Source organism: Streptomyces sp. NPDC102360, from assembly GCF_044766085.1.
In the GTDB taxonomy this organism is placed as follows: domain Bacteria; phylum Actinomycetota; class Actinomycetes; order Streptomycetales; family Streptomycetaceae; genus Streptomyces.
The window spans coordinates 484,609-510,014 of record NZ_JBIWLG010000001.1 but is presented as its reverse complement, the minus strand read 5'-3'; the positions used below and the strand labels follow the sequence as shown (position 1 = coordinate 510,014).

Below are 25,406 nucleotides of genomic sequence, written 5' to 3'. Positions count from 1 at the left end.
CATGACCCTGCCCGGGAACTCCCAGAATTCCCCCATTTCCCCCTCCCCTGCCTTCCATTGGCGCCGCGAGGACACGCTGCGCACGGCCGGCCTGATCGCGGTGATCGCCGCGCTGCACGTCGTCGCGTTCGGCGTGCTGTTCCTGCTCGTCGTCCCCGAGCACTACGAAGTAGGCAACAAGGCCTTCGGTATCGGCCTCGGCATCACGGCGTACACGCTCGGCATGCGGCACGCCTTCGACGCCGACCACATCGCGGCCATCGACAACACCACCCGCAAGCTGATGGCGGACGGCAAGCGGCCCGTCTCCGTCGGCTTCTGGTTCGCCCTCGGCCACTCCAGCGTGGTGGTGGCCATGGCGGCGCTCGTCGCCGGAGGCGCGGCGCTCGCCGGCACCCTGCTGAACGACGACTCGCGCACCCACCAGGTGCTCGGCGTCGTCGGCACGACCGTCTCCGGCACGTTCCTGTACCTCATCGCGGCGCTCAACCTCGTCGCCCTGATGGGCATTTTGAAGGTCTTCAGGGCGATGCGCGCGGGCTCGTACGACGAGCGGAAGCTCGAGGAGCACCTGGACTCCCGCGGGTTCATGAACCGGATCCTCGGCCGCTTCACCAAGTCCATCACCCGGCCGGGACAGATGTTCCCGCTGGGCTTCCTCTTCGGGCTCGGCTTCGACACCGCGACCGAGGTGACGCTGATGGTGATGGCGGGCAGCGGCGCGGCGGCGGGCCTGCCGTGGTACGCGATCCTGTGCCTGCCGCTGCTGTTCGCCGCGGGCATGAGCCTGTTCGACACGCTCGACGGCACGTTCATGAACTTCGCCTACCAGTGGGCGTTCTCCAACCCGGTGCGCAAGGTGTTCTACAACCTCACCATCACCGGTCTGTCGATCGCGGTCGCGTTCTTCATCGGCACGATCGAGCTCGTCGGCGTCCTGCACGACAAGCTCGCCCTGTCCGACGCGGTCACCGGGTGGATCGCCGGTCTCGACCTCGACAACGTCGGGTACGTGATCGTGGGCCTGTTCGTGGCCGTGTGGGTGGCGGCGATCGCCTACTGGCGCCTGGCCAGGGTCGAGCAGCGGTGGTCGGCGCGGCTGGCCGACGGCGCGTAATTCGGTTGCCGGGGCGCGCGGCCCCCTGCTGCACTGACGGCAGCGGCAATCCCGCGCGCCCCTACCGTGAGGACCGATCCATGCGCACTGCAGACATGTTCCTTCAGAAGGCCCCTGCCCTCTCCCTCAAGGACATGACTGTCAGTGCACACAGTCAACTACCCGGTAATGAATTTCCCGGGCTTGCTGCTCGAGTCGTCACTGGCTGTGGCGAGGCTCGGCTGCGTCCAGAGCTCACGCGATGAGGGTGAGTTCAGGGGCCGTTGACTGGGCCCCGCAGACCCACGCCATCCAGCCTCTTTGGCGGATGTTGTGGGACGCGTTGACATCTGCGTGTTCAACGAAACCGCAGACCCGGCACGTGAATTCGGCCTGGGAGAGCCGATTGTGGCGTGCGGTGTGGTGGCAGTGGGAGCATTCCTGGCTGGTGTAGGCCGGATCGACGTACACGACCGGGACCCCGGCGCTGCGGGCCTTGTAGGCGATGAAGGCGCCGAGCTGGGCGAAGGGCCAGGTGTGGAGCGTGGTGCGTTGGGGCTTTCTCAGCCGTGCCCGCTCGCGGATGCCTGTCAGTTCTTCCAGGGCAATGCCGCGTGCGGTGCGTTCAGCCTCCGCCACGATCCGTTTGCTGATCTTGTGGTTGATGTCCTTGTTGCGCCGGGCCTCTTTCCCGGCGTGTTTCCTGGCCCGCCGCTTGGCGGACTTGGTGTTCTTCTTCTGCAGCGTGGACCGCAGTCGGCGATCGTTCGCGCGCTGACGGTTGACGCGGCGCCCCGAGTAGCGTTCGCCCTCGGAGGTGGTGGCGATGTCCACGATGCCCAGATCAACGCCGAGGAACTCTGCGGGGTGGGCGTTGAGGGCGGCCTCTTCGATCTCGCAGGTCGCGATCAGGAGCCACGTGCCGCCCTGGCGGACCAGGTCGGACTCGCCCCTGCGGTGCGCGGCCACGACAGCGAGCTGTTCGTCCTGCCCGGTGAACGCCACGCCCTTCATCCGGCCGGCCGTGGTCCAGATCGACACGGTGCGCGCGGCGTGCTGCCAGGACAGCATCCGGTCGTCGTAGGGCTGGGCGGCATCGTCCCGGAAGGTGACCGGTTTGCCCGAGGCGAGGGTGTGGCGCCTGGTTCCGGGGCGTCCGTAGCGTCCGGCGCGCAGGTTGGTGGCCAGGGTGGTGTAGGCGTCGCAGGTCTTCTTGATCGCGTGCTGGGCGGCCTGGGCGCCAAGGCCCCAACGCTGTCGGATCGCGGTGTAGGTGTGCTTGCGCAGGAGCAGCGGACGGCGTGCGTGCTGCTCGAAGGCGACCTCGGCGGCCCAGGTGGCCGCCTCGTTGCAGGCGTGCAGGGTCGCCTCAAGTGCCGCCGCCTGTACGGGCGTCGGCAGGAGTTTCACCCGCACCACCAGCTTCATGGCCGCGACCCTACGCACCCAAACGGACACGAGGGCGAGTTCCGTACATCCATCCCACGATCCGGCGACCAAGCGGCACTGTGTTCGACCACAAGCACGTGGCTGCGACGCTCCGCGTCGCGGTCACGGGATGCGATTCCTCCCATGCGTGAACGCCTGAGGTTCCGCGCAGGATCCCGCTGAATCTTGGCATTCTCGCGCACGTCGACGCCGGTAAGACCAGCCTGACCGAGCGGCCCCTGCACACGGCCGGGGTGATCGACGACCTAGGTCGACGGGCTGATCCCCGCGGCCCGGGTGCGCGCCCTGGAGCAGCAACTGCCGTCCCTCACCCGGGGCGAAGGCGTCCTGGAGGCCTCCTTCGACCACTACGCCCCGGTCCGCGCGGGCGTGCCGCGCCGCTCCCGCACGGACCACGACCCGCTGCACCGCAAGGAATACCTGCTGCGGGTGGTGCGCGGCGCCGGCGCCGCGTCCGCGCCGCACGGATGAATGCGAGCCGGCTGTTGAATCGGGGCCGTTCGGCCCACCGGGAGGGCCCCTTGGCCCCGTCCGCCGCGGGGCCGCGCGCTGAGATGCTGCGGTATCGAGCCTCCCGTGCCCTCGCCCTCCCGCCGCGGCGCGCGGTCGAGGCCGAGCCCGGGCCCGCTGTTCGCAGAAGGGGGAGCCGCGAATGGCGGGCCCGTCCGTACCACGCCCCACCCGTGCCACCGCCCAGGACGGGCCGCCCGGGCTTCGCACACGCGTCCGCCGCGCCGTTGTGGCAACTCGCGCGCAAAACGGCCCAATCGGAACGATAAAGTGGCTCGTCAACCCGCACGCGCCCGATCACTCAGGAGTGCCTACGTGTCCGTAGCCATCGACTCGTCCGACGCCGCCATCCCGTCCGGCGACGACGTTCCCGCGGAGCCCGTGCCCGCGCCGGCCGTCGCCCCTGACGCCGGCCCCGCCGCGCCCGCGAACGAGGAGACGGCCGAGCCCGGGGACACCGCGAACATGTGGACCCCGCCGACCACCGATACCCCGGACGCCACCGCCGCGGCCCCCGAAGGTGCGTCCGACAGCGCGTCCGACAGCCCGTCCGGCGACTTCTGGACGCCGCCCACGGAGGTCCCCTTCGCGGAGAGCTCCGAGGTCGATGCCGAGGCGGAGGCCGAGGACGACCCGGCCCCCGGCGACGTACCGGAGGCCATCACCCGCGACGCCCACGAGTTCGGCGTCTACGCCCGCACCGGCGGCTGGGCCTTCGCCCTGAAGGTGGCCCGCAGCGTGCGGCCCGGCGGGCAGTCCGCCGGGGAGTCCGTGAAGGTATCGGCCCGGAAGTTCGCCGAACTGGCCGACTGCTCCCCCGACCGCGTCATGCGGTTCTACAAGGCGTGGGACAGCGCGGCGGACGACGGCCTGGTCCCCCAGTTCGAGGCCCTCGAGCCCGGTACCGACGTCGAACTCCCGGACGCCGACGTCTGGTTGTCGTACTACGTGTCCCGCAACAGCGCGACCTCGGTGCGCGGTCAGGCGATCACCGCGGCCGCCGAGTCCGAGGGCATCCGCCCGACGAAGGCCCTGGAGGTCGCGGAGAACCCGACCGCGCTGCGTGCCGCGATCCTCGCCGACCCCGGCACCGCCGAGGCCGCCCGCAAGGCGCTGATGGACCGCCTCGACGAGGACCCGGTGCTGCGCACGGGCATGGCGCGCGACGTCGTGCGCACGGACGACCTGAAGAAGGCCGTCGCCGAGGAGACCAAGACCGGCGGCCAGCTCGAGTACGTACGCAGGATCGCGGAGGAGGGGCAGGTCAAGACCCCCGCGGGCCAGAAGATCGAGGCCTCCCCCGAGCTGCGCCAGGAGGCCGAGCGGCACCTGTCCCTCATCGACGAGCTGGACGAGGACGAGGAGGCGGGCGAGTGGGCCCGCGAGGCGTACGACACCGTGCGCACGCTCGTCGCCGAGACCGTCGAGAAGGACCCCGAACTGCGGGTGCAGGAGCGGCGCGCGAAGTTCTACAGCAGCCTGCAGAAGGCCACCAAGGCCTTCGAGGAGCTGACGTTCGACGACGTCGCCGCCGAGGAGATCGACGACATCGTCGAGGACGACATGCTGCAGCGCCTGGAGGAGCTGCAGTCGGCGATCGCGATGTGCATCACGGCGCTGCAGTCGGCGCAGAAGAAGGACTGACACGGCCAGTTCGGCCCCCACGATGCCACCGCGGTCGACCGCGGTGGCATCGTGGTTTCATGGCACACACTCCGCACACCCCGCACACCCCCAGGTCCACGGGCCGCCCTGCGCGCCAGAACGTGACGTTCGACAGCCAGGGCGGCACGGCCCACGGCTATCTGGCGCTGCCGGCCCCGGGGCACGGTCCCGGCGTCATCGTCATCCAGGAGTGGTGGGGCCTGACGGACCACATCGCCGACGTCGCCGACCGCCTCGCCGCCGAGGGCTTCGTGGCACTCGCCCCCGACCTGTACGGCGGGAACGTGGCGCACGACTCCCAGGAAGCGTTCGCCATGATGCGGGACCTGCCGGTGGAGCGCGGCGTGGAACTCCTGTCCGGCGCGGTCGACTGCCTGCTCGCCCTCCCCCAGGTCACGTCCGACACGGTCGGCGCGGTCGGCTTCTGCATGGGCGGCGGCTTCGTCCTGTACCTGGCCGCCGAGGACCAGCGGGTGAGCGCGGCCGTCCCGTTCTACGGCGTGATCCAGGGCGAGGTCCCGGACTTCTCCCGTCTCAAGGCACAGATCCTGGGCCACTACGCCGAGCGCGACGAGGCGATCCCCCAGGCCACCCTCGACGGCCTCCGCACCGCAATCACATCCCAGTCGGGCGTGACCCCCGACTTCCGCATCTACCCGGCCGACCACGCCTTCTTCAACGACGGCCGCCCAGAGACCTACGACGAGCAGGCCTCCCACGAGGCATGGACGTCAACGATCGAATTCCTGGCATCGAGCTTCTCGCAATCCTGAACTCGAACCGCTCTGGTGCCCACAATCAAGCCCCGCCGGCGATTGAGGCGCGGGGCCCGGGGCAACGCCCCAATCCTTCAAGCCCCGCCGGCGATTGAGGCGCGAGGTCCGGGGCAGCGCCCCGATCTTTCAAGCCCCTGCGGCGATTGAGCAGCGGGGCCCGGGGCAGCGCCCCGCGACGTGGGACCGGACGGCCTCAACCATCCGGCCCCGCCCCGCACCGTCTCACCAAATGCGCACCCGATCACCCGGCTCCACCCACAACCCGTCCCCGACCACCGTCGAAAACGCCTCATGGAACTCATCCAGATTCCGCACAATGTTCGCCCGGAACTCCGGCGGCGAATGCGGGTCGATCGTCAGATACTGCTGCTCCTGCTCCTGCCGCCGCTTCGTACGCCAGCAGTACGCCCAGTTCATGAACAGCCGCTGGGACCCGGTGAGTTCACCCTCCGTCGGCACAGGCGCACCGTCGAGCGCGATCTTGTACGCGGTGTGCCCGATGGTCAGCCCACCGAGGTCACCGATGTTCTCCCCCACGGTCAGTGACCCGTTGACGAACTCCCCCGGAAGGTTCCGCGGCGAGAACCCGTCGTACTGCTTGACGAGCGCCTTGGACTTGGCCTCGAAGGCGGTCTTGTCGTCGGCGGTCCACCAGTCGTTCAGGTTGCCCTGCCCGTCGTACTGCGCACCTTGGTCGTCGAACCCGTGCCCGATCTCGTGCCCGATGACCGCACCGATGCCGCCGTAGTTCTCCGCGGCGTCGGCTTCCGGCGAGAAGAACGGCTTCTGCAGGATGCCGGCCGGGAAGCAGATCTCGTTCGTACCCGGGTTGTAGTAGGCGTTCACGGTCTGCGGCAGCATGAACCACTCGTCGCGGTCGACCGGCGCGCCGATCTTCGCCATCTGCCGGTCGTGCTCGAAGGCATCGGCGGCGTAGGCATTGGCGAGCAGGTCATCAGCCACAACCGAAAGACCCGAGTAATCCCGGAACTCGTCCGGGTAGCCGATCTTCGGCCGGAACGTGCCGAGCTTGTCGTACGCCCGCTCCTTCGTCTCGTCCGTCATCCAGTCGAGGCGGGAGATGGACTGGCGGTACGCCTCCAGCAGGTTGGCCACCAGCTCGTCCATGAGCGCCTTGGAGCGCGGCGGGAAGTGCCGGGCCACGTACTCCTTGCCGACGGACTCGCCGATGGCGCCCTCGACGAAGGCGACGCCGCGCTTCCAGCGGGCGCGCAGCTCCGGGGTGCCGTTGAGCGTCTTGCCGTAGAACTCGAAGTTGACACGCACGAACGGCGTCGACAGGTACGGCGCGGCGGAACGCAGCACGCGCGCGAGCAGCCAGTCGCGCCACTGCTCGATGGGAACCTCGGTGAGAACCGCGGACAGATGCGTCAGATACGAGGGCTGGCGCACGCACGACTCGGCGAGGGTCTCGTCCTTGCCGCCGAGCCCGGTGACGTAGCCCCGCCAGTCGAACGCCGGGGCGAGCGCGGTGAGTTCGTCGAAGGTGGTGAGGTTGTACGTCTTCTGTACGTCGCGGGTCTCGGCGCGCTCCCAGTGGCCCTCGGCGAGCCGGGTCTCCAGGGCGAGGACGGTGCGCGCGGCGGCGGCCGGGTCGGTGTGCTCCCCGAGCGTGAACAGCTCGGTGAGGTACGCCTCGTACTTCTCGCGGATCTCGGCGAACTTCTCTTCGCGGTAGTACGACTCGTCGGGCAGACCGAGGCCGCCCTGGAGGATGTTGAAGAGGTAGCGGTCGGAGTTCCGGTCGTCGCTGTCGATGTAGGCACCGAACAGGCCGGAGCCGCCCTTGCGCTCGAAGCGGCCGAGGAAGCCGGCGAGCTGCCGCACGTCGTCGAGGCCCGCCACCTCGTCGATCAGCGGTCGCAGCGGGTCGAGCCCGCGGGCCTCGACGGCCTCCTCGTCCATGAACGACGCGTACAGGTCGGCGATCTTGCGCGCCTCGTCCGCGTCCAGGCTCGTGGGGCCGCCGGCCGCGATCTCCTGAATGATCTCCTTGACCCGCTGCTCGGCCACGTCCACGAGCTCCACGAAGGGGCCCCAGCTGGAGCGGTCGTCGGGGATGGGCTCGGTCGCCAGCCACTGGCCGTTGACATGCCCGAAGAGGTCGTCCTGCGGTCGGATCGCCGGGTCCATGCCCGGGCGTGCGTCATCCAGAGTGCTCATCGCTGCACCTTACCCAGGTCAGGGCGTAGGAAGAGCGTCAAATACGGCGCCTTCCGCGCAGCGAGAACAACACTGCCCCCGGACGGCACGGGCCGTCCGGGGGCAGTGTTCGCGCAGCGCTGATCCGGCTGGGATCAGGCGAGCGAGGCCAGCGCCTCGTTCAGGGTCTGCGACGGGCGCATGACCTTGTCGGCCTTGGACGGGACGGGCTGGAAGTAGCCGCCGATGTCGGCCGGGGAGCCCTGCACGGCGATCAGCTCGTCGACGATCTTCTGCTCGCCCGCGGCGAGCTTCTCCGCGAGCGGGCCGAAGGCCTTGGCCAGCTCCGCGTCCTCCGTCTGCTTGGCCAGCTCCTGGGCCCAGTACAGGGCGACGTAGAAGTGGCTGCCGCGGTTGTCGATGCCGCCGAGGCGACGGGTCGGCGACTTGTCCTCGTTGAGGAAGGTGCCGGTGGCGCGGTCCAGCGTCTCGCCGAGGACCTTCGCGCGAGCGTTGTCCGTGGTGGTGGCGAGGTGCTCGAAGGAGACGGCCAGCGCGAGGAACTCACCGAGGGAGTCCCAGCGCAGGTAGTTCTCCTTGACGAGCTGCTGGACGTGCTTCGGGGCGGAGCCGCCGGCGCCCGTCTCGAAGAGGCCGCCGCCGTTCATCAGCGGGACGACCGAGAGCATCTTGGCGCTGGTGCCCAGCTCCAGGATCGGGAAGAGGTCGGTCAGGTAGTCGCGCAGCACGTTGCCGGTGACCGAGATGGTGTTCAGGCCCTGGCGGATGCGCTCGACGGAGAGCTTGGTGGCGTCCTCCGGGTTGAGGATCCGGATGTCCAGGCCCTCGGGGCCGAACTCCGGCAGGTACTGCTCGACCTTCTTGATCAGCTGGGCGTCGTGGGCGCGGCCCTCGTCCAGCCAGAACACGGCCGGGTCACCGGTGGCGCGGGCGCGCGTGACGGCGAGCTTGACCCAGTCCTTGATCGGGGCGTCCTTGGTCTGGCAGGCGCGGAAGATGTCGCCCTCGGAGACCTGCTGCTCCAGGACGACGTCGCCGGCCTGGTTGACCACGCGGACGGTGCCGGTGGCCTTGATCTCGAAGGTCTTGTCGTGGGAGCCGTACTCCTCGGCCTTCTGCGCCATGAGGCCGACGTTCGGGACGGTGCCCATGGTCGACGGGTCGAAGGCGCCGTTGGCGCGGCAGTCGTCGATGACGGCCTGGTAGACACCGGCGTACGAGGAGTCGGGGATCACCGCGAGGGTGTCCTGCTCCTGGTCGTCCTTGTTCCACATGTGGCCGGACGTGCGGATCATCGCCGGCATGGAGGCGTCGATGATGACGTCGGACGGGACGTGCAGGTTGGTGATGCCGCGGTGCGAGTCGACCATGGCCAGGTCGGGACCCGCGGCCAGCTCGGCGTCGAAGGACGCCTTGATCTCGGCGCCGTTGGCGAGCGTCTCGAGGCCCTTGTAGATGCCGCCGAGGCCGTCGTTCGGGGTCAGGCCCGCGGCGGCCAGGTCGGCGCCGAAGCGGGCGAAGGTCTCCGGGAAGAAGGCGCGCACGACGTGACCGAAGATGATCGGGTCGGAGACCTTCATCATGGTGGCCTTGAGGTGCGCGGAGAACAGCACGCCCTCTTCCTTGGCGCGGGCGATCTGCGCGGTCAGGAACTCGCGCAGCGGCGCGACGTGCAGCACGGAGGCGTCGACGACCTCGCCGGCGAGGACCGGTACGGACTCGCGCAGCACGGTGGTGGTGCCGTTGTCGGCGACGAGCTCGATCTTCAGCTTGTCGTCGGCCGGGATGACGGTGGACTTCTCGGTCGAGCGGAAGTCGTCCTGGCCCATGGTCGCGACGTTCGTCTTGGACTCGGCGGTCCAGGCGCCCATGCGGTGCGGGTGGGCCTTGGCGTAGTTCTTCACCGAGGCGGGGGCGCGGCGGTCGGAGTTGCCCTCGCGCAGGACCGGGTTGACGGCGGAGCCCTTGACCTTGTCGTAGCGGGCGCCGACCTCGCGCTCCTCGTCGGTCTTCGGCTCGTCCGGGTAGGCCGGGAGCGCGTAGCCGTGCTCGCGCAGCTCGGCGATCGCGGCCTTGAGCTGCGAGACCGAGGCCGAGATGTTCGGCAGCTTGATGATGTTGGCCTGCGGCGTCTTGGCCAGCTCGCCGAGCTCGGCGAGGGCGTCCGGGACGCGCTGCTCCTCGGTCAGGTACTCCGGGAACTGGGCGAGGATGCGCCCGGCCAGGGAGATGTCACGGGTCTCGACGCCGACACCGGCGGTGGACGCGTAGGCCTCGATGACCGGCAGGAAGGAGTACGTCGCGAGGGCCGGGGCCTCGTCTGTGTGCGTGTAAATAATGGTCGAGTCAGTCACCGGGTGCTCCGCTTCCACGTCTTCCACGTCGTCGTCTGCATCTTTCAGATTGCTCGACATCAAGATATCTCGTACCGGCCCCGGATTCGAAAGGGGTCCGCCCGCCAAGATCTTCGGGTGCGGCGGGAGCCACCGTCCCACCAGACGAACCGGTGGGCGAGCGTGAGGGTGCTCGCACGGTTCCGACCGATCAAGCCCCTGCGGCGATTGAGCAGCGGGGTCCGGGGCGGAGCCCCGATCTTTGACCCCGCTGCCGCACAACCCTCAAGCGGGGCTTGAGTCACCGCCGGTCCAGGCAAGCAACCTCTCCACCGGCCACGTGGTCACCACCCGCTCCGCAGGAACCCCGCACTCCTCGGCACGCGCACACCCGAAGAGCTGCCAATCGAGCTGCCCGGGCGCATGCGCATCCGTGTCGACGGCGAACAGCGTGCCCGCCGCCACGGCCTTGCGCAGCAGACGGCGAGGCGGATCGAGCCGCTCGGGCCGACTGTTGATCTCGACCGCGGTGCCGTTGGCCGCACACGCCGCGAACACCTCGTCGGCGTCGAACCGCGACTCGGGGCGCCCCTTGCCGGTGACCAGCCGGCCGGTGCAGTGGCCGAGGATGTCGGCGTGCGGGTCGCCGACGGCGGCCACCAGCCGGCGGGTCATCGCGGCGGCGTCCATCCGCAGCTTGGAATGCACCGACACGACAACCACATCCAGGCGGTCGAGCAGCTCGGGCTCCTGATCGAGCGACCCGTCGTCGAGGATGTCGCACTCGATGCCGGTGAGCAGGCGGAACGGCGCCCAGGCCGCGTTGAGTTCGGCCACCACGTCCAGTTGCTCCCGCAGCCGCTCCGGCGACAGCCCACGGGCCACCGTCAGGCGCGGCGAGTGGTCCGTGAGCACCGCCCACTCGTGACCGACGTCCTGGGCGGCACGGCCCATCTCCTCGATCGGGCTGCCGCCGTCCGACCAGTCGGAGTGCAGATGGCAGTCGCCGCGCAACAAGGACCGCAGCCGTACGCCCGCGTCACCCTCCAAGGGCACCGTGCGGGCGAGCTCGTCCTCCAGGTGCGTGAGGTAGTCGGGGACCTGCCCGGTGGCCGCCTGCCGGATCACCGCGGCGGTCTTCGGGCCGATGCCTTTGAGCGACTCCAGGGATCCGGCCTCGACGTGCCGCGCGACCTCGGCGTCCCCGAGGTCGGTGACCACATCCGCGGCGGTACGGAAGGCGCGCACCCGGTAGGTGGGCGCGCCCTCCCGTTCCAGCAGGAACGCGATCCGCTCCAGCGCCCGCACGGGCTCCATCGCCACCTCCGGCCACGCACCTACGCGTACGTCTCCAGCGTGCCGTACGACCTGGCGACCGGCATCCGTTGAACGCCGCGCGGGAGGCGCCTCAGAGTCGCTTGTCGATCACCTGCTGGGCCTGCGCCGGCAGCGCGCGCACCTGGTCAGCGGCGCCGCGCACGCTCTCGGTCACCTCGCGGGTCGCGCCACGCACCGAGCCGGCCGCATCGCGGGTCGCACCACGCACCGAGCCGGTCGCACCCCGCAGCGTACGAGTCGCGTCGCGCCGCGCCCGACGTGCGGACGAGCGTCCGGTCGCGGCGGCTCCACGGGCCCGGTAGGCGGCCGACGGCTTGCCATGGGTGTCGGCCGCCGTGATGAGCAGGCCGCCCATCAGGGACAGGTTCTTCAGGAACTGGGTGCGCTGCTGGGCGCGCTGTTCGGGATCCTCCTCCTTCCACCAGGCGTGACCGGCCAGCGTCGTCGGCACGAGCGTCCCGGCGAGAGCCAGCGCGGCGAGCCGCGGGACGACGCCTGCGGCGAGCAGCAGCCCGGCACCGATGTGCACGGCGCCGTTGATCCGGACCAGTTGCTCGGGATTCTCCGGCAGCCGGGGCACGCGGGAGGCGACGGGCACGGCCACCGGTTCCGCGGCGGGCGCCACGCGCTCAGGGGCACGGACGGTGGACAGCCCGCCGGCCACGAACGCGGAGGCGAGCATCGGACGAGCGCATTTCCTCAGTACAGCCATGCATCGCCGCGTTCCCCGACACAGCGCACTCAGTCCGGGTTCCCGGTGAAGTGTCCGGGCGACGCGGGGCACCCGGCGCACCGTGCCCTATGGCCGCCGTCCCGCGCGGCGCCCCGCCGCGTACGAAGCGGCGCCGACGGCGGTGACCCCGGCCCCGACGCCCATGGCCAGCATCTTCCGGCGGGCCACGGCGGTCCAGGCCGTCCGGGCCACGGTGGTGACCTGCCCGGTCGCCGCGGCGGCCGCCTGCCGGCCGGCCTTGGCCTCGGTCTTCTTGGCGGCGTCGCTCACGGGAGCGGTCGCCTTGTCGGCGCTGTCACGCGCCCGGGAAGCGGTCTCCCGCTTCGTCGTCTCGTTCTGCTGATCCGTTCCCTTGTTCGGTTCACTCATGGGATCCCGGTAGCCCTCCACGGTCATCACAAACCCGAACCGCTCCCCCAACTCGTAGTCGTGGGCCCGGCCTCAGGCACAGTTTCGTGGGCCCGGCCTCAGGCACAGTGATGGAGGAGGCCTCGATTTCCTGGTTTGCCGTCGGAGTCGGGGAGGAGCCGAGCGGCGACCTGACTGGCGAAGTCGGCGCCGGGCAGCGGGATCTCGAAGTCGTGGCGCAGGTACCCGACACCGACCGCGGTGGGCAGGTAGTTCATCAGCTGGGAGACCGCCGGACTTCGGTGGCGGGGGCTGGCCGCCAGGCAGCGCAGGAGACGGAGCATGGTGGTGATGGGTGCGCCGAGGAGCAAATGGTTGGCCGATGCCCGCTCTTCTTCGTCGTCGGTCCGCGCCGGGGAGACATCGGTCATCACGGGAGCGGCGATGTCATTGGTCTGGCGGAGCCACCACTGGGCGAGTTCGTCCTCGCCGGAGGCCAAGTGGTGGAGGTAGAGGCAATATGCGGCGGCGCCCTGCCCCGCGCCTGCGGCGTACTGCCACCAGAACCGGGCGCCGTCGTCGGTGTCGGTGAGCTGCAGGACACAGGCCAGCGCGAGTGCGCCTAGGGGTCCGGGCAAGTCGTCGGTGACGAAGTCGACTTGGGCGGGGGTGATCTGGGACAGGACGGTCTCGCACATGTCCCTCAGGTACCCGCCGGCCTCGTCCGCCGCTTCAGGGGCTTCGCCCGGTGCACCGGGGGCCGGCCGTGAGGCGGCGCGGGGTGTGCGCGGGGGGACGATGTCGGTCGGCACCCTGCGCTCGCGGGCCAACAGAGCACGGGACAGGATCGCCTGGATGGTGGTCTTGTGGTTGGTCACGTGGGGTTCCCTTCCGAGGAGTGCGGCGGACAGCACAGGATGCTGGCGAGGACCTGAATCGCGTAGCGCTCGTCGGAGCGGACGCCGGCCAGCGGAACGCCCAGCAGGCTGCTGACGGCTTCCTCGCTCAGGCCTCCCAGCGCGCGCAGCACCATCACGTCGAGTTGGGAGTCGGGCAGTCGGCTCATGGCGCGGAACAGGTCCTGGGTTTCGACGAGTTGGTCCGCGGCCTGCTGCGCGTGGTCCAGTCCGTTCAGCTCCCGCAGGACGAGAGTGTCGAAGGCGGAGTGCTCGAAGCGGGGGCGCCCGTCGAAGTGGGGGGTGCGCCGCATCACGGTGGTACGCAGCACGCTCCAGGCGTACCGCCGGATGTCGGCGCTGGACAGGGCCTTCGTCCAGGTCAGCCACAGCTGGTCGTAGGTGTCGTGGATCGCGGCCCTCCGCTCGGCGTCCGGCAGGAAGACACCGGCGTAGAAGTCGTATTGCGTCTCGGTCAGGTCGCGGAACGCCGAGTGGTCCAACGGTGGCAGGGGCTGCGTATCGGGTTCGGTCGTGTTCTCCTCGCGCCAGGGGGTGGTGGTCTTCAGACGGATCTCCGGGGCTGCCTGCCGCCACAGCCGGTACAGCGGTCCGGTCGGGATCGAGAGCTGGAGTGCCAAGGGTGCGAGCTGGTCCCAGCGGGGGTAGAGACGTCCGCTGAAGAGTTCGCTGATCTTCGACTTGGCCATGTGGAGTCGCGAGCTGAGCACGCTCATGGTCAGCGTCGAGTTCAGATAGGCCTCACGGGTCGGCTCCAGCCAGGCGCGATGGCCGGTGTCGCAGTCCTGGACTATGTCGCGCAGGGGTCGTCCGAGTCGTGCCTGCCGGGCTCCGGGAGACTCCTCGGGATCCATGGGCGGGTGGGCGGTCACGAGGTCTTGCCCTCCCCGCACTTGGGGACGGGCCGCGTCTCGGGCGCGTCGGCCGCGGGGGCGGCAGGCCGGCGTACGGCGTGAAGGATTTGCTGGACGGCCACGGCGAGCGCGGGAGCGAGCAGTGTCGCGATCGCCGCGGCCTGGCCCGCGACGATCATCGCCATGCTCGAGACGAGGATCGTCAACGCTGTTGCAGCGATGACGATCCCGATGTTCCGGTTCACTGGCAGGGTCCTTCCTGGGTGTTCGGCCTCCGGCGAGCAGTCGCGCTCCACCGGACTGCCAGCCCATCCGGAAGCTGGCAGGGTCCCGGTCGAACGGATGCCGAGTCCGTCCACCGGGAAGGTGAACCAGGTTTACTCGTACGGGAGTTGATCCGTCACGCGATAATGGATTCACGGAACAATGCCGAGCGACGGGAACATCCTGGGCCGCCGTGCGCAGAGCAGGCTTCAAACTCGGTCACAGACCGCTCGCACCTGACTGCTCCGTACTTGACGCATGATCAGTCGGTAACCAGAGCGGTGAATTGTTCCCTGTTCTCCTTGCATTCGCGTCCCGGACCCCCGTCAATGGAGAGCAGACACCTCGGTGTCGGCCTTCCATCCGGAAGGGCCCGCTCCCGTGCCGGAACTACCAGGGGGCGAGCGCACCGCTCCCGCCTGACTCCGCATACGAGCCGGGCGGGAGCAGGACGGCCTCACACGAGACATGGCCGACGGTAGCCGAATCAGGTGGCCGGCTCACTCCTCCACGGCCGTCCTTCTCCAGGCCGAACTGCCATGTGGAGGCGTTGGTTCTGGACCCCGGCAGCCCGGTACGCCAGGAACTGCCGGCCAGGTGAGTTCCTCGTGCGGTACATGGGCTGCGGGGACGACACAGGAACCCCCGCTTCGCCTCAACAACACAGCCGGTCAACCCAGTTCGACGTCACCCATCCAACCGGCGTTCGCTCGGGGTGGTGTCGAGCGGGGGCAAGGTCCATGAAGCCGACGGCTGACGGTTGCCCCCGCTTTGCCCCCGCTCTGAAATCCACCCACCGACAATCGCCCGTCGGCGGCTACTGGCTCGCCCTGCCCGCCGTAGCCGCCGACGCATCAGGCACCGCTGCCGAGCCCCCGGTCCTGACCTCGCTCAGGTCGCGCCCTCGGGTCTCCTTCAGGATCGCCACCGTGATCGTCGTGACCACTGCCGCAGCGGACACGTACATGGCGATCGGCGTGGAGGAGTCGAAGTCCTTCAGGAGTTCGACGGCGATGATCGGGGCGAGCGCGCCGGCGATGATCGAGGCGAGCTGGGAGCCCATCGAGGCCCCGGAGTAGCGGACCTTGGTGTCGAACATCTCCGAGATGAACGCGGCCTGCGGCCCGTACATCGCGCCGTGCAGCACCAGGCCCACGGTGACGGCGAGAGTGATCACCCCGAACGACTTCGAGTCCACGAGTCCGAAGAAGGCGAACGCCCACCCCGCCATGCCGACGGACCCGATCAGGGTCACGGGCCTGCGGCCGATCCGGTCCGACAGCGCGCCCCACAGCGGGATGGTGACGAAGTGGATGGCGGAGCCGATGAGGACGGCGTTCAGGGCGGTGCTCTTGGAGAGTTCCAGATGCGTGGTGACGTAGACCAGTACGAAGGAGGTGAGGACGTAGTACGAGATGTTCTCGCCGAAGCGGGTCCCGATGGCTCCGATGACACCACGCCAGTTCTTGCGGAAGACCTCCACGACCGGCGGCTTCTCCTCGACGCCCTGCGCCGCCGCGGCCTCCGCCCTGGCCTGGGCCTCCAGGAACACCGGGGACTCGCTGACCGAGACACGGATCCACAGGCCGATCATCACCAGCACACCGGAGAGGAGGAAGGGGATGCGCCAGCCCCAGGACTGGAACGCCTCTTCCGACTGGACCGCGGCCAGCAGTGCCAGGACACCCGTGGCGAGCAGGTTGCCTCCGGGGGCGCCGGACTGCGGCCAGGAGGCCCAGAAGCCGCGGTGTTTGTCCCCGCCGTGCTCGGAGACGAGGAGCACCGCGCCGCCCCACTCGCCGCCCAGGGCGAAGCCCTGGATGAGGCGCAGGAGTGTGAGCAGCACGGGTGCGCCGACACCTATCGACGCGTAGGTGGGCAGCAGGCCCATCGCGAAGGTGGCGCCGCCCATCATGAGCAGGCTGATCACCAGAAGCTTCTTGCGCCCGATCTTGTCGCCGAAATGGCCGAACACCACTCCGCCCAGCGGCCTGGCGGCGAACCCGATCGCGTAGGTGACGAAGGCGATCAGGGTGCCGACGAGCGGATCGCTGTTGGGGAAGAACAGCGTGTTGAACACCAGCGCCGCGGCCGAGCCGTAGAGAAAGAAGTCGTACCACTCGATGGTGGTGCCGATGAGGCTCGCGGCCACGATGCGGCCGATGCCGCCGGAACGGGCCGGCTCGGCCTTTCCTGCGGTCTGGGTGTCATTCATGAAGGTCACCAGTTTCACTTGCCGGGGACTTGGCGATCGGGACGGCGGACGGGGACGGTTTCACGTGCCGGGCTGAGCGGCGGGAGCGGGCGAGCGCGTCTGGTCGTGTACGCCTCACGGCCGGAAACTTAGGGTCGCCGCGCCCTTCCATCCATGTGTCGGCCCACTACACCGCGGGGCTTCGTAGTGGGTTCGGGGGCTACATGGCGTGGTCCACGCCGTGCGACTCCATCCCGGCTTCGCCCACTCGGCCGGGCTCTTGCCGGCCCCCGGTTCACTCAACTGCGCGAGTGGTGGGGTCCGTTGGCCTCGCCCACGGTCTCGGCCTCGGCCTCGGTCACGAGACGCCCGCCCCCCCTACCAGAGGGCTCCCAGAGGGCTCCACCCCCTACCGGGGTATCACTGCCGACTTGGCTCCCCAGTGTGACGCCCCGGCGCATACCGCCTACCTACCTTCTCCTCGTCACCACGGACGAGACAGAAGGAGACGGGTGGATGCGCCGCTTCAGGACATTGCTGACCACCGCTGTACTGGCCACTCTGGTGGTCGGCGGCACGGCCGGCTGGGCCTCGGCGGGCAGCGTGAGCGCGCCGAACGGGCCGGTTCAGGGCACGGCCGCCTGGCTGGCCGACGACACACTGGGCCGACAGCTGCCGGACCCGGCCACGGCCACCCCGTCCGAGGTGGCGGCCTTTTTCGCCGGTCTCACCGACGCTCAGCGGCAACGTCTGGTCGCGGGCGACCTGGAGCACGCCACCCACGTAGCGGTGATCGTCCCGGGTTCGGATGTCGACGCATCGAGGTTCGACCGGACGGCACAGCGGGCCGCCGACCTCCAGGCGAAGGCGGGCGACGACACGGCCGTCATCGCCTGGGCCGGCTACACGACCCCGTCCGGCGTGGGCCTTGACCAGGCGACGGGCCGCCTCGCCGATTCCGGCGCCGAGCGCCTGCCCCGTCTCACCGAGGGGCTCGACGCGACCGGGCTCCCCGACCCGGCCCTCTTCTGCCACAGCTACGGCTCGGTAGTCTGCGGCCTCGCCGCCCCCGACACCGACGCGAGCGACATCGTCGTCATGGGCTCGCCCGGCATGCGCGCCGATGACGTCACCGCACTCCGGACCGACGCCCATGTCTGGGCGGCGAAGTCCGCGCACGACTGGATCGACCGCGTCCCCAATGTCGAGGTCCTGGGCCTCAGCCACGGCGCGGACCCCACCTCGCCCGGCTTCGGGGCGACGGCCCTGCCCGCCGACGACGTACCGGCGCACGACGAGTACTTCGCCCCCGGCACCTCCACCCTGACCGCGTTCGCGGCGATAGCCGACGGAGAGCTCCGATGAAACCCCTGAAGATCCCCACGAAGCTGACGAATCTCACCGCCAAGATCGACGGGCGGACGCCCGCGCACCGCGACCGAGCCATCGACGGCCTGCGCGCACTGGCGCTGCTGGCCGTTCCGACCGGCCACTGGCTGCTCGGCGGCTTCACCCTCGACGCCGGCGGCGGCCTGCACAACGCCAGCCCGCTCACCTCGTTCGGCGGACTGGCCCCGGCCAGCTGGATCCTCCAGATGCTGGGCATCTTCTTCCTGGTCGGCGGCTACGCCTCGTTCCTCTCCTACCAGCGCCGCAAGGGCTCCGCCCGCCAGTGGATCACCGGCCGTCTCAAGCGCCTGGGCCGTCCGGTCCTCGGTGCCACGGCCGTGTGCGCGCTGCTGCTTCCAGTCCTGCATTACGGCTTCGGCGTCCCCACCTCCACGCTGCACACCGCGTCGACCCTGGTCGTCCAACCCCTGTGGTTCGTCGGCATCTACGCGGTGATCACTGCGCTCACGCCGTACTGCGTCCGCGCCTCCAAACGCCTGGGCTTCTGGGCCGCGGCCCCACTGCTCGGCTCGGTCGCCGTCGTCGACTTCCTGCGCTACGGGCCCTTCGGGGACTCCATGCCGTCCTGGCTGAGTCTGCTGAACCTCCTCCCGGGCTGGATGTTCGCCTACCAACTGGGTGTCTCCTGGGCGGACAAGCGGCTCGGACGCCGCGAGGCATGGCTGCTGCTCGCGGGCGGTACGGCGCTGTTCGCCACCCTGCTGCTCGCCTTCCACTACCCGGCGTCGATGGTGGGCGTGCCCGGTGAGGCCCGCACCAACTCCCATCCGCCGTCCCTGCTCGTCCTCGCACTCGCGGCCGCCCAGTCCGGCGCGGCGATCCTGCTGCGCGACAAGCTGGCGCGCTTGCTGAAGCGCCCGGCCCTGTGGGCCCCGGTGGTGGTCATCAACCTGTCGGCGATGACGATCCTGTGCTGGCACCAGACGGCAATGCTCGCCGCCGCGGTCCCCGCTTCCTACATCGGCGGGATACCCGGCCTGACCACCGCACCGGACACGGTCGGATGGGTCCTGGCCCGGCTGGCCTGGATGCCCCTCTTCGCGGGGCTGCTCGTGGCGATCGCCAGGTTCGCCCGGCCGTTGGAGGCCCCATGGAGCCACGCGGGCGTGGTCCGTCGGGCGGCGGCGAGCCTACTGGCGGCGGGATTCGGCTACTTCGCGCTGGCGGCGTGAACGAGGGCTCCGCACCACATCCGCATCGGCCCCGCCCATAGACCTCTGCACCCGGCAATGAACGAAGGGACGCTCATGACCACGACCCTGGCGCCACCGGTCCCCATCGGGAGGACCGCAGTCGGGGCCCTCGGCCTGCTGGCGGTCGCCACCGGCGCCCTGGAGTCGGTGGTGACACCGACGCTCCCGCTCCTGCAACGCGAGTTGGACATGAGTCCCTCCGAAGGAGCACTCCTCAGCATCGTGCTCCTCATCACCGGCGCGCTCATCACACCCGTTGCGGGCAAGTTCGGGGACCGCTTCGGCGGGAAGCGGGTCCTCACGCGGCTCATGGCCGTCGTCTCGGCCGGTGGCCTGGTGTCCGCCCTGGCACCGAACCTGCCCGTACTGCTGCTCGGCCAGGTACTGCAGGGCGCCATGGTGGGCGCGCTGCCCCTGTCGTTCATCGTGGTGCGCAAGCACCTCCCGGCGGGAGAGTCGAAGGTGGCCATCGGGGTGGTCAGCGGTCTGTTCGTCGGTGGCGGGATGGCGGGAACGCTGGTGGCCGGCCCTGTGGCCGAAGGCCTGTCCCGGCACTGGATGTTCGCGCTGCCGACGATCGCGGTCATGGGGTCCACCCTGCTGGTGAACCGACTGATGCCACATGATCCACCGGGACGGTCGGACGATGCCGGGATCGACTGGCCCGGCCTTCTTCTCCTGAGCGGGACGCTGGTCACGCTGATGCTCGTCCTCGCGACGGCGCCCGACATCGGCTCGCAGCCACTCGTGCTCGGCGCCCTCCTCGTGGTCCTGGCCGGGCTGGTGACCGGATGGACGGCGGTGGAGCGCCGAGCGCTCTCACCGATGGTGGATCTGCGCATGCTGTCCCGGCCCGCGGTGTGGAAGTCGTGCGTGCTGACGTTCGTGATCTGCGTAGGCACCTCGATGGCGGTCTATCTCGTGCCGCAGCTGTTCGCGGTACCCACCGACGCCTACGGATGCGGGGCCAGTGCCACCGAGATCGGCCTCTTCCTGTTGCCCGGCGCCGTGCTCGCCTCGCTGGCGGGGCCGATCGGTGGGATCGGTGCGCGGCGATGCGGCTCGCGTGTGGTGGTCACTGCCGGAGTCGTCATGATGGCCGCCGCGTTGTTCGCCCTGTCGGCCGTCCACACGGACATCTGGCACCTCGTCGTCGGCAAGGCCCTGATCGCCCTGGCCAACGGGCTGTGCGTCACGGCGATGGTGACAAGCACCGCCACTTCCGTCGATCAAGGTGACACCGGCATCGCCACCAGCCTGGTCCTGGTGACCCGCGTGATCGGCTTCGCCGTCGGTGCGCAGTTCGCAGGTGCGCTCCTCACCGCCCAGACCCCGTCCGGGTCGGATGTGCCGGCCGAATCGGCCTTCGTCACCGGTTTCGTCATCGCCGGTGCCGTCACAGCGCTGTCCCTCTTCGTCACACGCACCATGAGCAAAGGAGCCAAGGAATGACACGCACTGAAGAGCCGACCGGCACACGAGGCGCACCGAGGCGCACGGCCCTCGTCTCCGGGGCCAGCATCGCGGGCCCCGCCCTCGCGTTCTGGCTGAACCGCCACGGCTACTCCGTCACGGTGGTGGAGAAGGCGGCCGCGCTTCGAAGCGGCGGTTTCCCCATCGACGTGCGCGGCACCGCACTTGAGGTCGTCCGCAGGATGGGCATCCTGCCGCAACTGCGCGACGCTCACATCGACTTGCGCCGCCTGACCTTCCTCGAAGGAGACGGCACCCAGGTGGCCTCGGTCCACCCGCACCACGTCACCGGTGGTGTCGCGGGGCATGACCTGGAGGTGCGGCGCGGGGATCTGACCGACGCCCTCTACACAGCGGTCCGGGACGACGTGGAGTTCATGTTCAACGACTCCATCGCCACCCTCGACCAGTCGGACCACGGAGTCGACGTCACGTTCCACGGGGGCGGCAGGCGCACGTTCGACATGGTGTTCGGCGCGGACGGGATGCATTCGCGTACACGGGAGTTGCTCTTTGGCCCTGAGGAACAGTTCCAGCGGTACCTCGGCTACTGCTTCGCCGTGTTTCCCATGCGCAACACCTTCGGGCTCTCCCACGAGACCGTGATGTGGAACGCCCCGGGCAGAGCCGCGGCACTGTACGCCGCGGGGGACGACGACGAGGTGCACGCCTTCCTGAACTTCGCCCGGTCGACCCCACCGTTCGACGTCTCCAGGAACCCGATGGCCCAACGCGGCCTGGTCGCCAAGGTGTTCGCCGACGCCGGATGGCACGTCCCGGACATGCTGGCCGCCATGCGCGACGCGGACGATGTGTTCTTCGACACGGTCGGCCAGATCCACCTGCCCCGCTGGTCCAGCGGCAGGGTCGCCCTCCTCGGCGACGCCGCGTACGCGCCCTCTTTCCTCACCGGACAGGGCACCAGCCTCGCGCTGGTGGGCGCGTACATGCTCGCCCACTCCCTGGCGGACAACGACCACACCACGGGCTTCGACGCCTACGAGCACCACACCCGCGAGTTCGTGACCATGAACCAGGCGCTGGTCGGCAAGGGGGGCGCCACACTCTTCCCGACCACACCCCAGGCCCTGGAGCAGCGCAACGACAGACTGCGCAGTCTCACCACCATGCCGACCCCGGAGAGACGACCGGCCCATTCGGCCCTCACTCTGCCCGAATCGAGGCCCACGGTGTGAGCCACTGGTCCAACGACACCAACTGGCCGCGAGCTGCCGCAGACGGAGTCAGGCCATGTCCTGGGCAGCCAACCGGTGCAGGCGCAAAGCGAGTTGGATCTCCAGCGCGCGCTCCGGCGTCTGCCAGTCCTCGCCGAGGAGTCGGCCCACCCGCTCCAGGCGTTGCGCGACCGTGTTCACGTGCACGTGCAGCGCGTCCTTGGTGCGGGCCGGGCTCATGCCGGAAGCGAAGTAGGCGTCGAGGGTGCGCAGCAGATCGGTTCCTTTGCGCTCGTCGTAGGTGACGACCTCGCCGAGCGTGCGGGCGACGAAGCCGCCGATGTCCCGGCTGTCGGCGAGCAGCAGTCCGAGGAAGCCGAAGTCCTCGGCCGCCGCGCCCTGCCCCGTTCTGCCGAGCAGCCGCAACGCGTCGAGGCAGCGCTGCGCCTCGGCGTACGCGGCGGCCGCCGTCTCGACCAGCTCGGCGACCGGCGCCGAGGCGCCCACGGTGACGCTCTCGTGGATCGCTTCGGAGAGCCGGGCCGCGACCTGGGACGCCAGCTCCGACGCGGCGGTGGTGTGCGCCGGGAGCAACAGGACGGTTCCGCCGTCCCGTGCGGCGGCGAGGCCGTGCCGGGTCGCCGCGAGGTGGTTGCCCGCGGACCACAGGCGGCGGCGCGCGGCCGCCTCCTGTTCGGCGTCACCGGTGCTCTCCAAGCGGGCGGCGAGCACCACATGGGTCGCGGCGAGGTCGGCGTGCAGCCGCTCCGCTCTCTCGCGCAGCAGCCGCGGATCCCGGTCCCGTCCGTCCAGGAGGTCGTCCAACAGCTCGCCGCGCACCCGCTGTTCGGCCTCGGCCGCGGAGCGCCGGGCGAGCAGCAGCAGCGAGGTGACCATGGCGGCACGCTCCAGGGTGCGCTGGTCGACCGGGTCGAGGCCCGGGTGGCCGCGCAACACGAGGGCGCCGAGCAGCTCACCGCCTGCGGCGACGGCCGCGACCCAGTCGTCGCGGTGCCGCACCGCGTGCCCGTCGGCGCGGGACGCTTCGAGAGCGCGGCCGGGGGCCGCCTCCGCCTCGGTGAACTCCACGGTGCCGTCGAGGACTTGGGAGACGCCCGCGGCCACGTCGTGCACTCCGCCGCCGCGCAGCACCAGTTCGGCGAGCCGGTCGTGCACGTCGGACGCGCGCTCGATGACGCCGCTGCGGTCGCGGATGATCTCGTTGGCGCGTTCCAGCTCGTTCAGTGCCTGGCGGGTCTCGGTGAGCAGGTTGGCGGTGTCGATGGCCGCGGCGGCGAGCGCCCCGAACGATCCGAGGAGCGCGATCTCCTCACGCTCGAAGACCCGCGCGCGCCGGTCCGAGGCGAACAGCACCCCGATCACCTGCGCCCCCAGCATGAGCGGCACGCCCAGGATGGCGACGAGCCCCTCGTCCCCCACACCCGCGTCGATGCTGTGGGTGTGCTGGAAGCGCACGTCGTGCCCGTAGTCATCGGTGACGTAAGGCCGCGCGGTCTGCGCGACGAGGCCCCCGAGCCCCTCCCCCATGCCGAGGCGCAGCTGCTGGAAGCGCGCCGCCACCGAGCCCTCGGTGACGCGCATGTATGTGTCGCCCCTGACCGGGTCGTTCAGCGTCAGATAGGCGACGTCGGTGCCGAGCAGCGAGCGGGCCCGCTGGACGATGGCCTGCAGTACCGCGTCCAGGTCGCGCAGGCCCGCCAGATCGTGCGCGGTCTCGAACAGTGCGGACAGCTCCGCCTCGCGGCGCCGCCTGCCCTCCATCTCCGCGCGCACCCGCAGCGCGAGCGCCTTGGCCGCCTCGAGCGCCGCTATCCGCTCGCGCGTCGCGCCCTCGGCCCGGGCGAGCAGCACGGGCTGTTCGTAGGCATCGGCGGAGGCGCCCCTGGCGAGCAGCGCCAGGAACGGGGCCTGCGGGTCCTCGGTGGTCACCGGGCCGGAGGCGGCGGCCGAGTGCGATGGGTGGCGCGACATGCGGACAAGCATTACCTGTCGAGGCGTCGGGCCTGCCAGCCCTGTGGACAACTCGAGTCTTCACGAAATCGCGGTCACCCGTTCGAGGGGCAACATTACTCGTGAAACCCATCAACACCGGACAAATGAACCGGAGTTCAGTGCGCGGACCAGCCGCCGTCGAGGACGAGGGACGTGCCGGTCATGAACGAGGCCTGCGGCGTGCACAGATACGCGACGGCCTCGGCGACCTCGGAGGGTTCGATGAGTCGCTTGATCGCGCTGTCCTGCAGCATCACCTCGCCGATCACCCGCTCCTCGGGGATGCCGTGCGCGGCGGCCTGGTCGGCGACCTGCCGCTCGACAAGCGGCGTGCGCACATAGCCGGGGTTCACGCAGTTCGAGGTGACGCCGTGCGCCGCGCCTTCCAGCGCGGCCGTCTTCGACAGTCCCTCCAGCCCGTGCTTCGCGGCGACGTACGCGGACTTGTAGGCGGAGGCCCGCAGGCCGTGCACCGACGACACGTTCACGATGCGGCCCCAGCCCTGCCCGTACATGTGCGGCAGCGCGCCGCGCAGCAGCCGGAACGGGGCCTCCAGCATCACGGTAAGCACGGTGTGGAAGACCTCGGGCGGGAACTCCTCGATGGGCCGCACCAGTTGGATCCCGGCGTTGTTCACGAGGACGTCGGTGCCGGCGGCGGCCTCCTCCGCGGCGTCGAGGTCGGAGAGGTCCAGGACGTACGGCTCGACGCCGTCGGCCTCCCCAGCGAGTGTCTCGAGCCCCGCCGCGTCCCGGTCCACGGCTCTCACCTTGGCGCCCGCCGCGGCGAGACGCAGGGCGCAGGCCCGGCCGATGCCACTGGCGGCGCCGGTGACGAGTGCGGTGCGCCCGCCGAGATCCAGTCCGGGGGCGGCGGGTGCGGTCAGCGGGGTGTGCGGTGTCATGACTGGCACCCTAGGCAGCCGATCAGCGTCGCCCGATGTGGGCAGCACCCATACTTCAGCGCTCGGTCATGGTCTCGAACCATGTGGGTCCCTCCGACTGGGCCTGCTTGATCCGGAACAGCGAGAACTCCTCCAGCGGCGGCAGCGCGTCCAGGGCGAACCAGGCGACGTCGAGCGACTCGTCGTCGTTGACGCGCGCCTTGCCGCCGGTGGCCCGGCAGCGGAAGGCCGTGTCCATGAACTGGCACTGGTCGCCGTTGGGGTACGTGATCGGCTGCAGGGCCTGCACCAGCACGACCCGCTCGACGACGCATTCGACGCCGGTCTCCTCGAAGACCTCGCGCGCCGCGACGTCCGCGGGCTGCTCGCCCGGCTCGGGGATCCCGCCGATGATCGACCACTTGCCGGAGTCGGCGCGCCGCCCGAGCAGCACCCGGCCCTCGTCGTCGAAGACGATGGCACTGACCCCCGGCAGAAGCAGCAGCTGGTGGCCCGCGGTGGCCCGGATCGTACGGATGAATTCAGGAGTCGCCATGCCGGCGAGCCTACCTGTACGCCCCAACGAACCGGCAGGCC

20 protein-coding genes and 2 pseudogenes are annotated in these 25,406 nt (G+C 70.1%); 9 read left to right on the top strand and 13 right to left on the bottom strand.

Annotated features, from left to right (window positions below; genetic code table 11):
- Window position 1 precedes the first annotated feature (1 nt).
- On the top strand, window positions 2-1,117 hold the full coding sequence (locus ACIRHA_RS02300) for a HoxN/HupN/NixA family nickel/cobalt transporter (RefSeq protein WP_403838921.1): 1,116 nt from the start codon (window positions 2-4) through the stop codon (window positions 1,115-1,117).
- A 234-nt stretch (window positions 1,118-1,351) separates the two neighbouring features.
- Here ACIRHA_RS02300 and ACIRHA_RS02295 read toward each other — a convergent pair whose 3' ends face one another.
- On the bottom strand, window positions 1,352-2,524 hold the full coding sequence (locus ACIRHA_RS02295) for an RNA-guided endonuclease InsQ/TnpB family protein (RefSeq protein WP_403838919.1): 1,173 nt from the start codon (window positions 2,522-2,524) through the stop codon (window positions 1,352-1,354).
- 173 nt (window positions 2,525-2,697) lie between these two features.
- Between ACIRHA_RS02295 and ACIRHA_RS02290 the strand changes: the two are divergent.
- From ACIRHA_RS02290 to ACIRHA_RS02275, 4 genes and pseudogenes are all read left to right on the top strand, one after another.
- A pseudogene (locus ACIRHA_RS02290) lies at window positions 2,698-2,796 on the top strand (GTP-binding protein); the annotation flags it as partial.
- Window positions 2,795-3,016 (top strand): annotated as a pseudogene (locus ACIRHA_RS02285) (GTP-binding protein); the annotation flags it as partial. The pseudogenes ACIRHA_RS02290 and ACIRHA_RS02285, both read left to right, overlap by 2 nt.
- A 354-nt stretch (window positions 3,017-3,370) precedes the next feature.
- Window positions 3,371-4,699, top strand: a complete 1,329-nt coding sequence (locus ACIRHA_RS02280) for a hypothetical protein (RefSeq protein WP_403838917.1) — start codon at window positions 3,371-3,373, stop codon at window positions 4,697-4,699.
- A gap of 59 nt (window positions 4,700-4,758) precedes the next feature.
- Complete coding sequence (locus ACIRHA_RS02275; RefSeq protein ID WP_403838915.1) at window positions 4,759-5,493, top strand: dienelactone hydrolase family protein; 735 nt, start codon at window positions 4,759-4,761, stop codon at window positions 5,491-5,493.
- A 225-nt stretch (window positions 5,494-5,718) separates the two neighbouring features.
- Here the strand turns inward: ACIRHA_RS02275 and ACIRHA_RS02270 are convergent, their stop codons facing one another.
- The 9 genes from ACIRHA_RS02270 to ACIRHA_RS02230 all read right to left on the bottom strand — a co-directional run bounded on the left by ACIRHA_RS02270 (window position 5,719) and on the right by ACIRHA_RS02230 (window position 16,682).
- Complete coding sequence (locus ACIRHA_RS02270) at window positions 5,719-7,680, bottom strand: M13 family metallopeptidase (RefSeq protein ID WP_403838913.1); 1,962 nt, start codon at window positions 7,678-7,680, stop codon at window positions 5,719-5,721.
- A 134-nt stretch (window positions 7,681-7,814) separates the two neighbouring features.
- On the bottom strand, window positions 7,815-10,034 hold the full coding sequence (locus ACIRHA_RS02265; RefSeq protein WP_403838911.1) for an NADP-dependent isocitrate dehydrogenase: 2,220 nt from the start codon (window positions 10,032-10,034) through the stop codon (window positions 7,815-7,817).
- Window positions 10,035-10,298: 264 nt separating this feature from the next.
- Window positions 10,299-11,330 (bottom strand): PHP domain-containing protein, encoded by a 1,032-nt coding sequence (locus ACIRHA_RS02260; protein ID WP_403842055.1) that lies wholly within the window; start codon window positions 11,328-11,330, stop codon window positions 10,299-10,301.
- A gap of 91 nt (window positions 11,331-11,421) precedes the next feature.
- A complete protein-coding gene (locus ACIRHA_RS02255) occupies window positions 11,422-12,063 on the bottom strand; it encodes a DoxX family protein (RefSeq protein ID WP_403838909.1) in 642 nt (213 codons plus the stop codon).
- Window positions 12,064-12,150: 87 nt separating this feature from the next.
- Window positions 12,151-12,453, bottom strand: coding sequence for a hypothetical protein (locus tag ACIRHA_RS02250; RefSeq protein WP_403838907.1), 303 nt, complete (start codon window positions 12,451-12,453; stop codon window positions 12,151-12,153).
- A 98-nt stretch (window positions 12,454-12,551) separates the two neighbouring features.
- The gene (locus ACIRHA_RS02245; protein WP_403838905.1) at window positions 12,552-13,310 is read right to left on the bottom strand and encodes a hypothetical protein; all 759 of its coding nucleotides are present in this window, start codon (window positions 13,308-13,310) and stop codon (window positions 12,552-12,554) included.
- A complete protein-coding gene (locus ACIRHA_RS02240; RefSeq protein WP_403838904.1) occupies window positions 13,307-14,221 on the bottom strand; it encodes a sigma-70 family RNA polymerase sigma factor in 915 nt (304 codons plus the stop codon). The genes ACIRHA_RS02245 and ACIRHA_RS02240 overlap by 4 nt, the downstream gene beginning before the upstream one ends.
- Window positions 14,218-14,448, bottom strand: a complete 231-nt coding sequence (locus tag ACIRHA_RS02235) for a hypothetical protein (protein WP_403838902.1) — start codon at window positions 14,446-14,448, stop codon at window positions 14,218-14,220. Before ACIRHA_RS02235 ends, ACIRHA_RS02240 begins: the two co-directional genes overlap by 4 nt.
- Window positions 14,449-15,284: 836 nt before the next feature.
- Window positions 15,285-16,682 (bottom strand): MFS transporter, encoded by a 1,398-nt coding sequence (locus ACIRHA_RS02230; protein WP_403838900.1) that lies wholly within the window; start codon window positions 16,680-16,682, stop codon window positions 15,285-15,287.
- Between the two features lie 495 nt (window positions 16,683-17,177).
- Here ACIRHA_RS02230 and ACIRHA_RS02225 point away from each other — a divergent pair, with 495 nt between their 5' ends.
- From ACIRHA_RS02225 to ACIRHA_RS02210, 4 genes are all read left to right on the top strand, one after another.
- On the top strand, window positions 17,178-18,026 hold the full coding sequence (locus ACIRHA_RS02225) for an alpha/beta hydrolase (RefSeq protein WP_403838898.1): 849 nt from the start codon (window positions 17,178-17,180) through the stop codon (window positions 18,024-18,026).
- Complete coding sequence (locus ACIRHA_RS02220) at window positions 18,023-19,243, top strand: acyltransferase (RefSeq protein WP_403838896.1); 1,221 nt, start codon at window positions 18,023-18,025, stop codon at window positions 19,241-19,243. Before ACIRHA_RS02225 ends, ACIRHA_RS02220 begins: the two co-directional genes overlap by 4 nt.
- A 75-nt stretch (window positions 19,244-19,318) precedes the next feature.
- The gene (locus ACIRHA_RS02215; RefSeq protein ID WP_403838894.1) at window positions 19,319-20,716 is read left to right on the top strand and encodes an MFS transporter; all 1,398 of its coding nucleotides are present in this window, start codon (window positions 19,319-19,321) and stop codon (window positions 20,714-20,716) included.
- Window positions 20,713-21,933, top strand: a complete 1,221-nt coding sequence (locus tag ACIRHA_RS02210) for an FAD-dependent monooxygenase (RefSeq protein WP_403838892.1) — start codon at window positions 20,713-20,715, stop codon at window positions 21,931-21,933. The genes ACIRHA_RS02215 and ACIRHA_RS02210 overlap by 4 nt, the downstream gene beginning before the upstream one ends.
- Before the next feature lie 48 nt (window positions 21,934-21,981).
- Here the strand turns inward: ACIRHA_RS02210 and ACIRHA_RS02205 are convergent, their stop codons facing one another.
- The 3 genes from ACIRHA_RS02205 to ACIRHA_RS02195 all read right to left on the bottom strand — a co-directional run bounded on the left by ACIRHA_RS02205 (window position 21,982) and on the right by ACIRHA_RS02195 (window position 25,365).
- Window positions 21,982-23,904 carry a helix-turn-helix domain-containing protein gene (locus ACIRHA_RS02205; RefSeq protein WP_403838890.1) on the bottom strand — a complete coding sequence of 641 codons (1,923 nt, stop codon included), beginning with the start codon at window positions 23,902-23,904 and terminating at the stop codon, window positions 21,982-21,984.
- 137 nt (window positions 23,905-24,041) lie between these two features.
- Complete coding sequence (locus ACIRHA_RS02200; RefSeq protein ID WP_403838888.1) at window positions 24,042-24,830, bottom strand: 3-hydroxybutyrate dehydrogenase; 789 nt, start codon at window positions 24,828-24,830, stop codon at window positions 24,042-24,044.
- 55 nt (window positions 24,831-24,885) lie between these two features.
- The gene (locus ACIRHA_RS02195) at window positions 24,886-25,365 is read right to left on the bottom strand and encodes an NUDIX hydrolase (RefSeq protein ID WP_403838886.1); all 480 of its coding nucleotides are present in this window, start codon (window positions 25,363-25,365) and stop codon (window positions 24,886-24,888) included.
- Window positions 25,366-25,406: the final 41 nt, after the last annotated feature.

What these genes read in the sequence shown, in the direction of transcription:
- ACIRHA_RS02300 (WP_403838921.1), top strand. Translation starts at nt 2, where the DNA reads ATGACCCTGCCCGGGAACTCCCAGAATTCCCCCATTTCCCCCTCCCCT.
- ACIRHA_RS02295 (WP_403838919.1), bottom strand. Translation starts at nt 2,524, where the DNA reads ATGAAGCTGGTGGTGCGGGTGAAACTCCTGCCGACGCCCGTACAGGCG.
- ACIRHA_RS02275 (WP_403838915.1), top strand. Translation starts at nt 4,759, where the DNA reads ATGGCACACACTCCGCACACCCCGCACACCCCCAGGTCCACGGGCCGC.
- ACIRHA_RS02270 (WP_403838913.1), bottom strand. Translation starts at nt 7,680, where the DNA reads ATGAGCACTCTGGATGACGCACGCCCGGGCATGGACCCGGCGATCCGA.
- ACIRHA_RS02260 (WP_403842055.1), bottom strand. Translation starts at nt 11,330, where the DNA reads ATGGAGCCCGTGCGGGCGCTGGAGCGGATCGCGTTCCTGCTGGAACGG.
- ACIRHA_RS02255 (WP_403838909.1), bottom strand. Translation starts at nt 12,063, where the DNA reads ATGGCTGTACTGAGGAAATGCGCTCGTCCGATGCTCGCCTCCGCGTTC.
- ACIRHA_RS02250 (WP_403838907.1), bottom strand. Translation starts at nt 12,453, where the DNA reads ATGAGTGAACCGAACAAGGGAACGGATCAGCAGAACGAGACGACGAAG.
- ACIRHA_RS02230 (WP_403838900.1), bottom strand. Translation starts at nt 16,682, where the DNA reads ATGAATGACACCCAGACCGCAGGAAAGGCCGAGCCGGCCCGTTCCGGC.
- ACIRHA_RS02225 (WP_403838898.1), top strand. Translation starts at nt 17,178, where the DNA reads ATGCGCCGCTTCAGGACATTGCTGACCACCGCTGTACTGGCCACTCTG.
- ACIRHA_RS02220 (WP_403838896.1), top strand. Translation starts at nt 18,023, where the DNA reads ATGAAACCCCTGAAGATCCCCACGAAGCTGACGAATCTCACCGCCAAG.
- ACIRHA_RS02215 (WP_403838894.1), top strand. Translation starts at nt 19,319, where the DNA reads ATGACCACGACCCTGGCGCCACCGGTCCCCATCGGGAGGACCGCAGTC.
- ACIRHA_RS02210 (WP_403838892.1), top strand. Translation starts at nt 20,713, where the DNA reads ATGACACGCACTGAAGAGCCGACCGGCACACGAGGCGCACCGAGGCGC.
- ACIRHA_RS02205 (WP_403838890.1), bottom strand. Translation starts at nt 23,904, where the DNA reads ATGTCGCGCCACCCATCGCACTCGGCCGCCGCCTCCGGCCCGGTGACC.
- ACIRHA_RS02200 (WP_403838888.1), bottom strand. Translation starts at nt 24,830, where the DNA reads ATGACACCGCACACCCCGCTGACCGCACCCGCCGCCCCCGGACTGGAT.
- ACIRHA_RS02195 (WP_403838886.1), bottom strand. Translation starts at nt 25,365, where the DNA reads ATGGCGACTCCTGAATTCATCCGTACGATCCGGGCCACCGCGGGCCAC.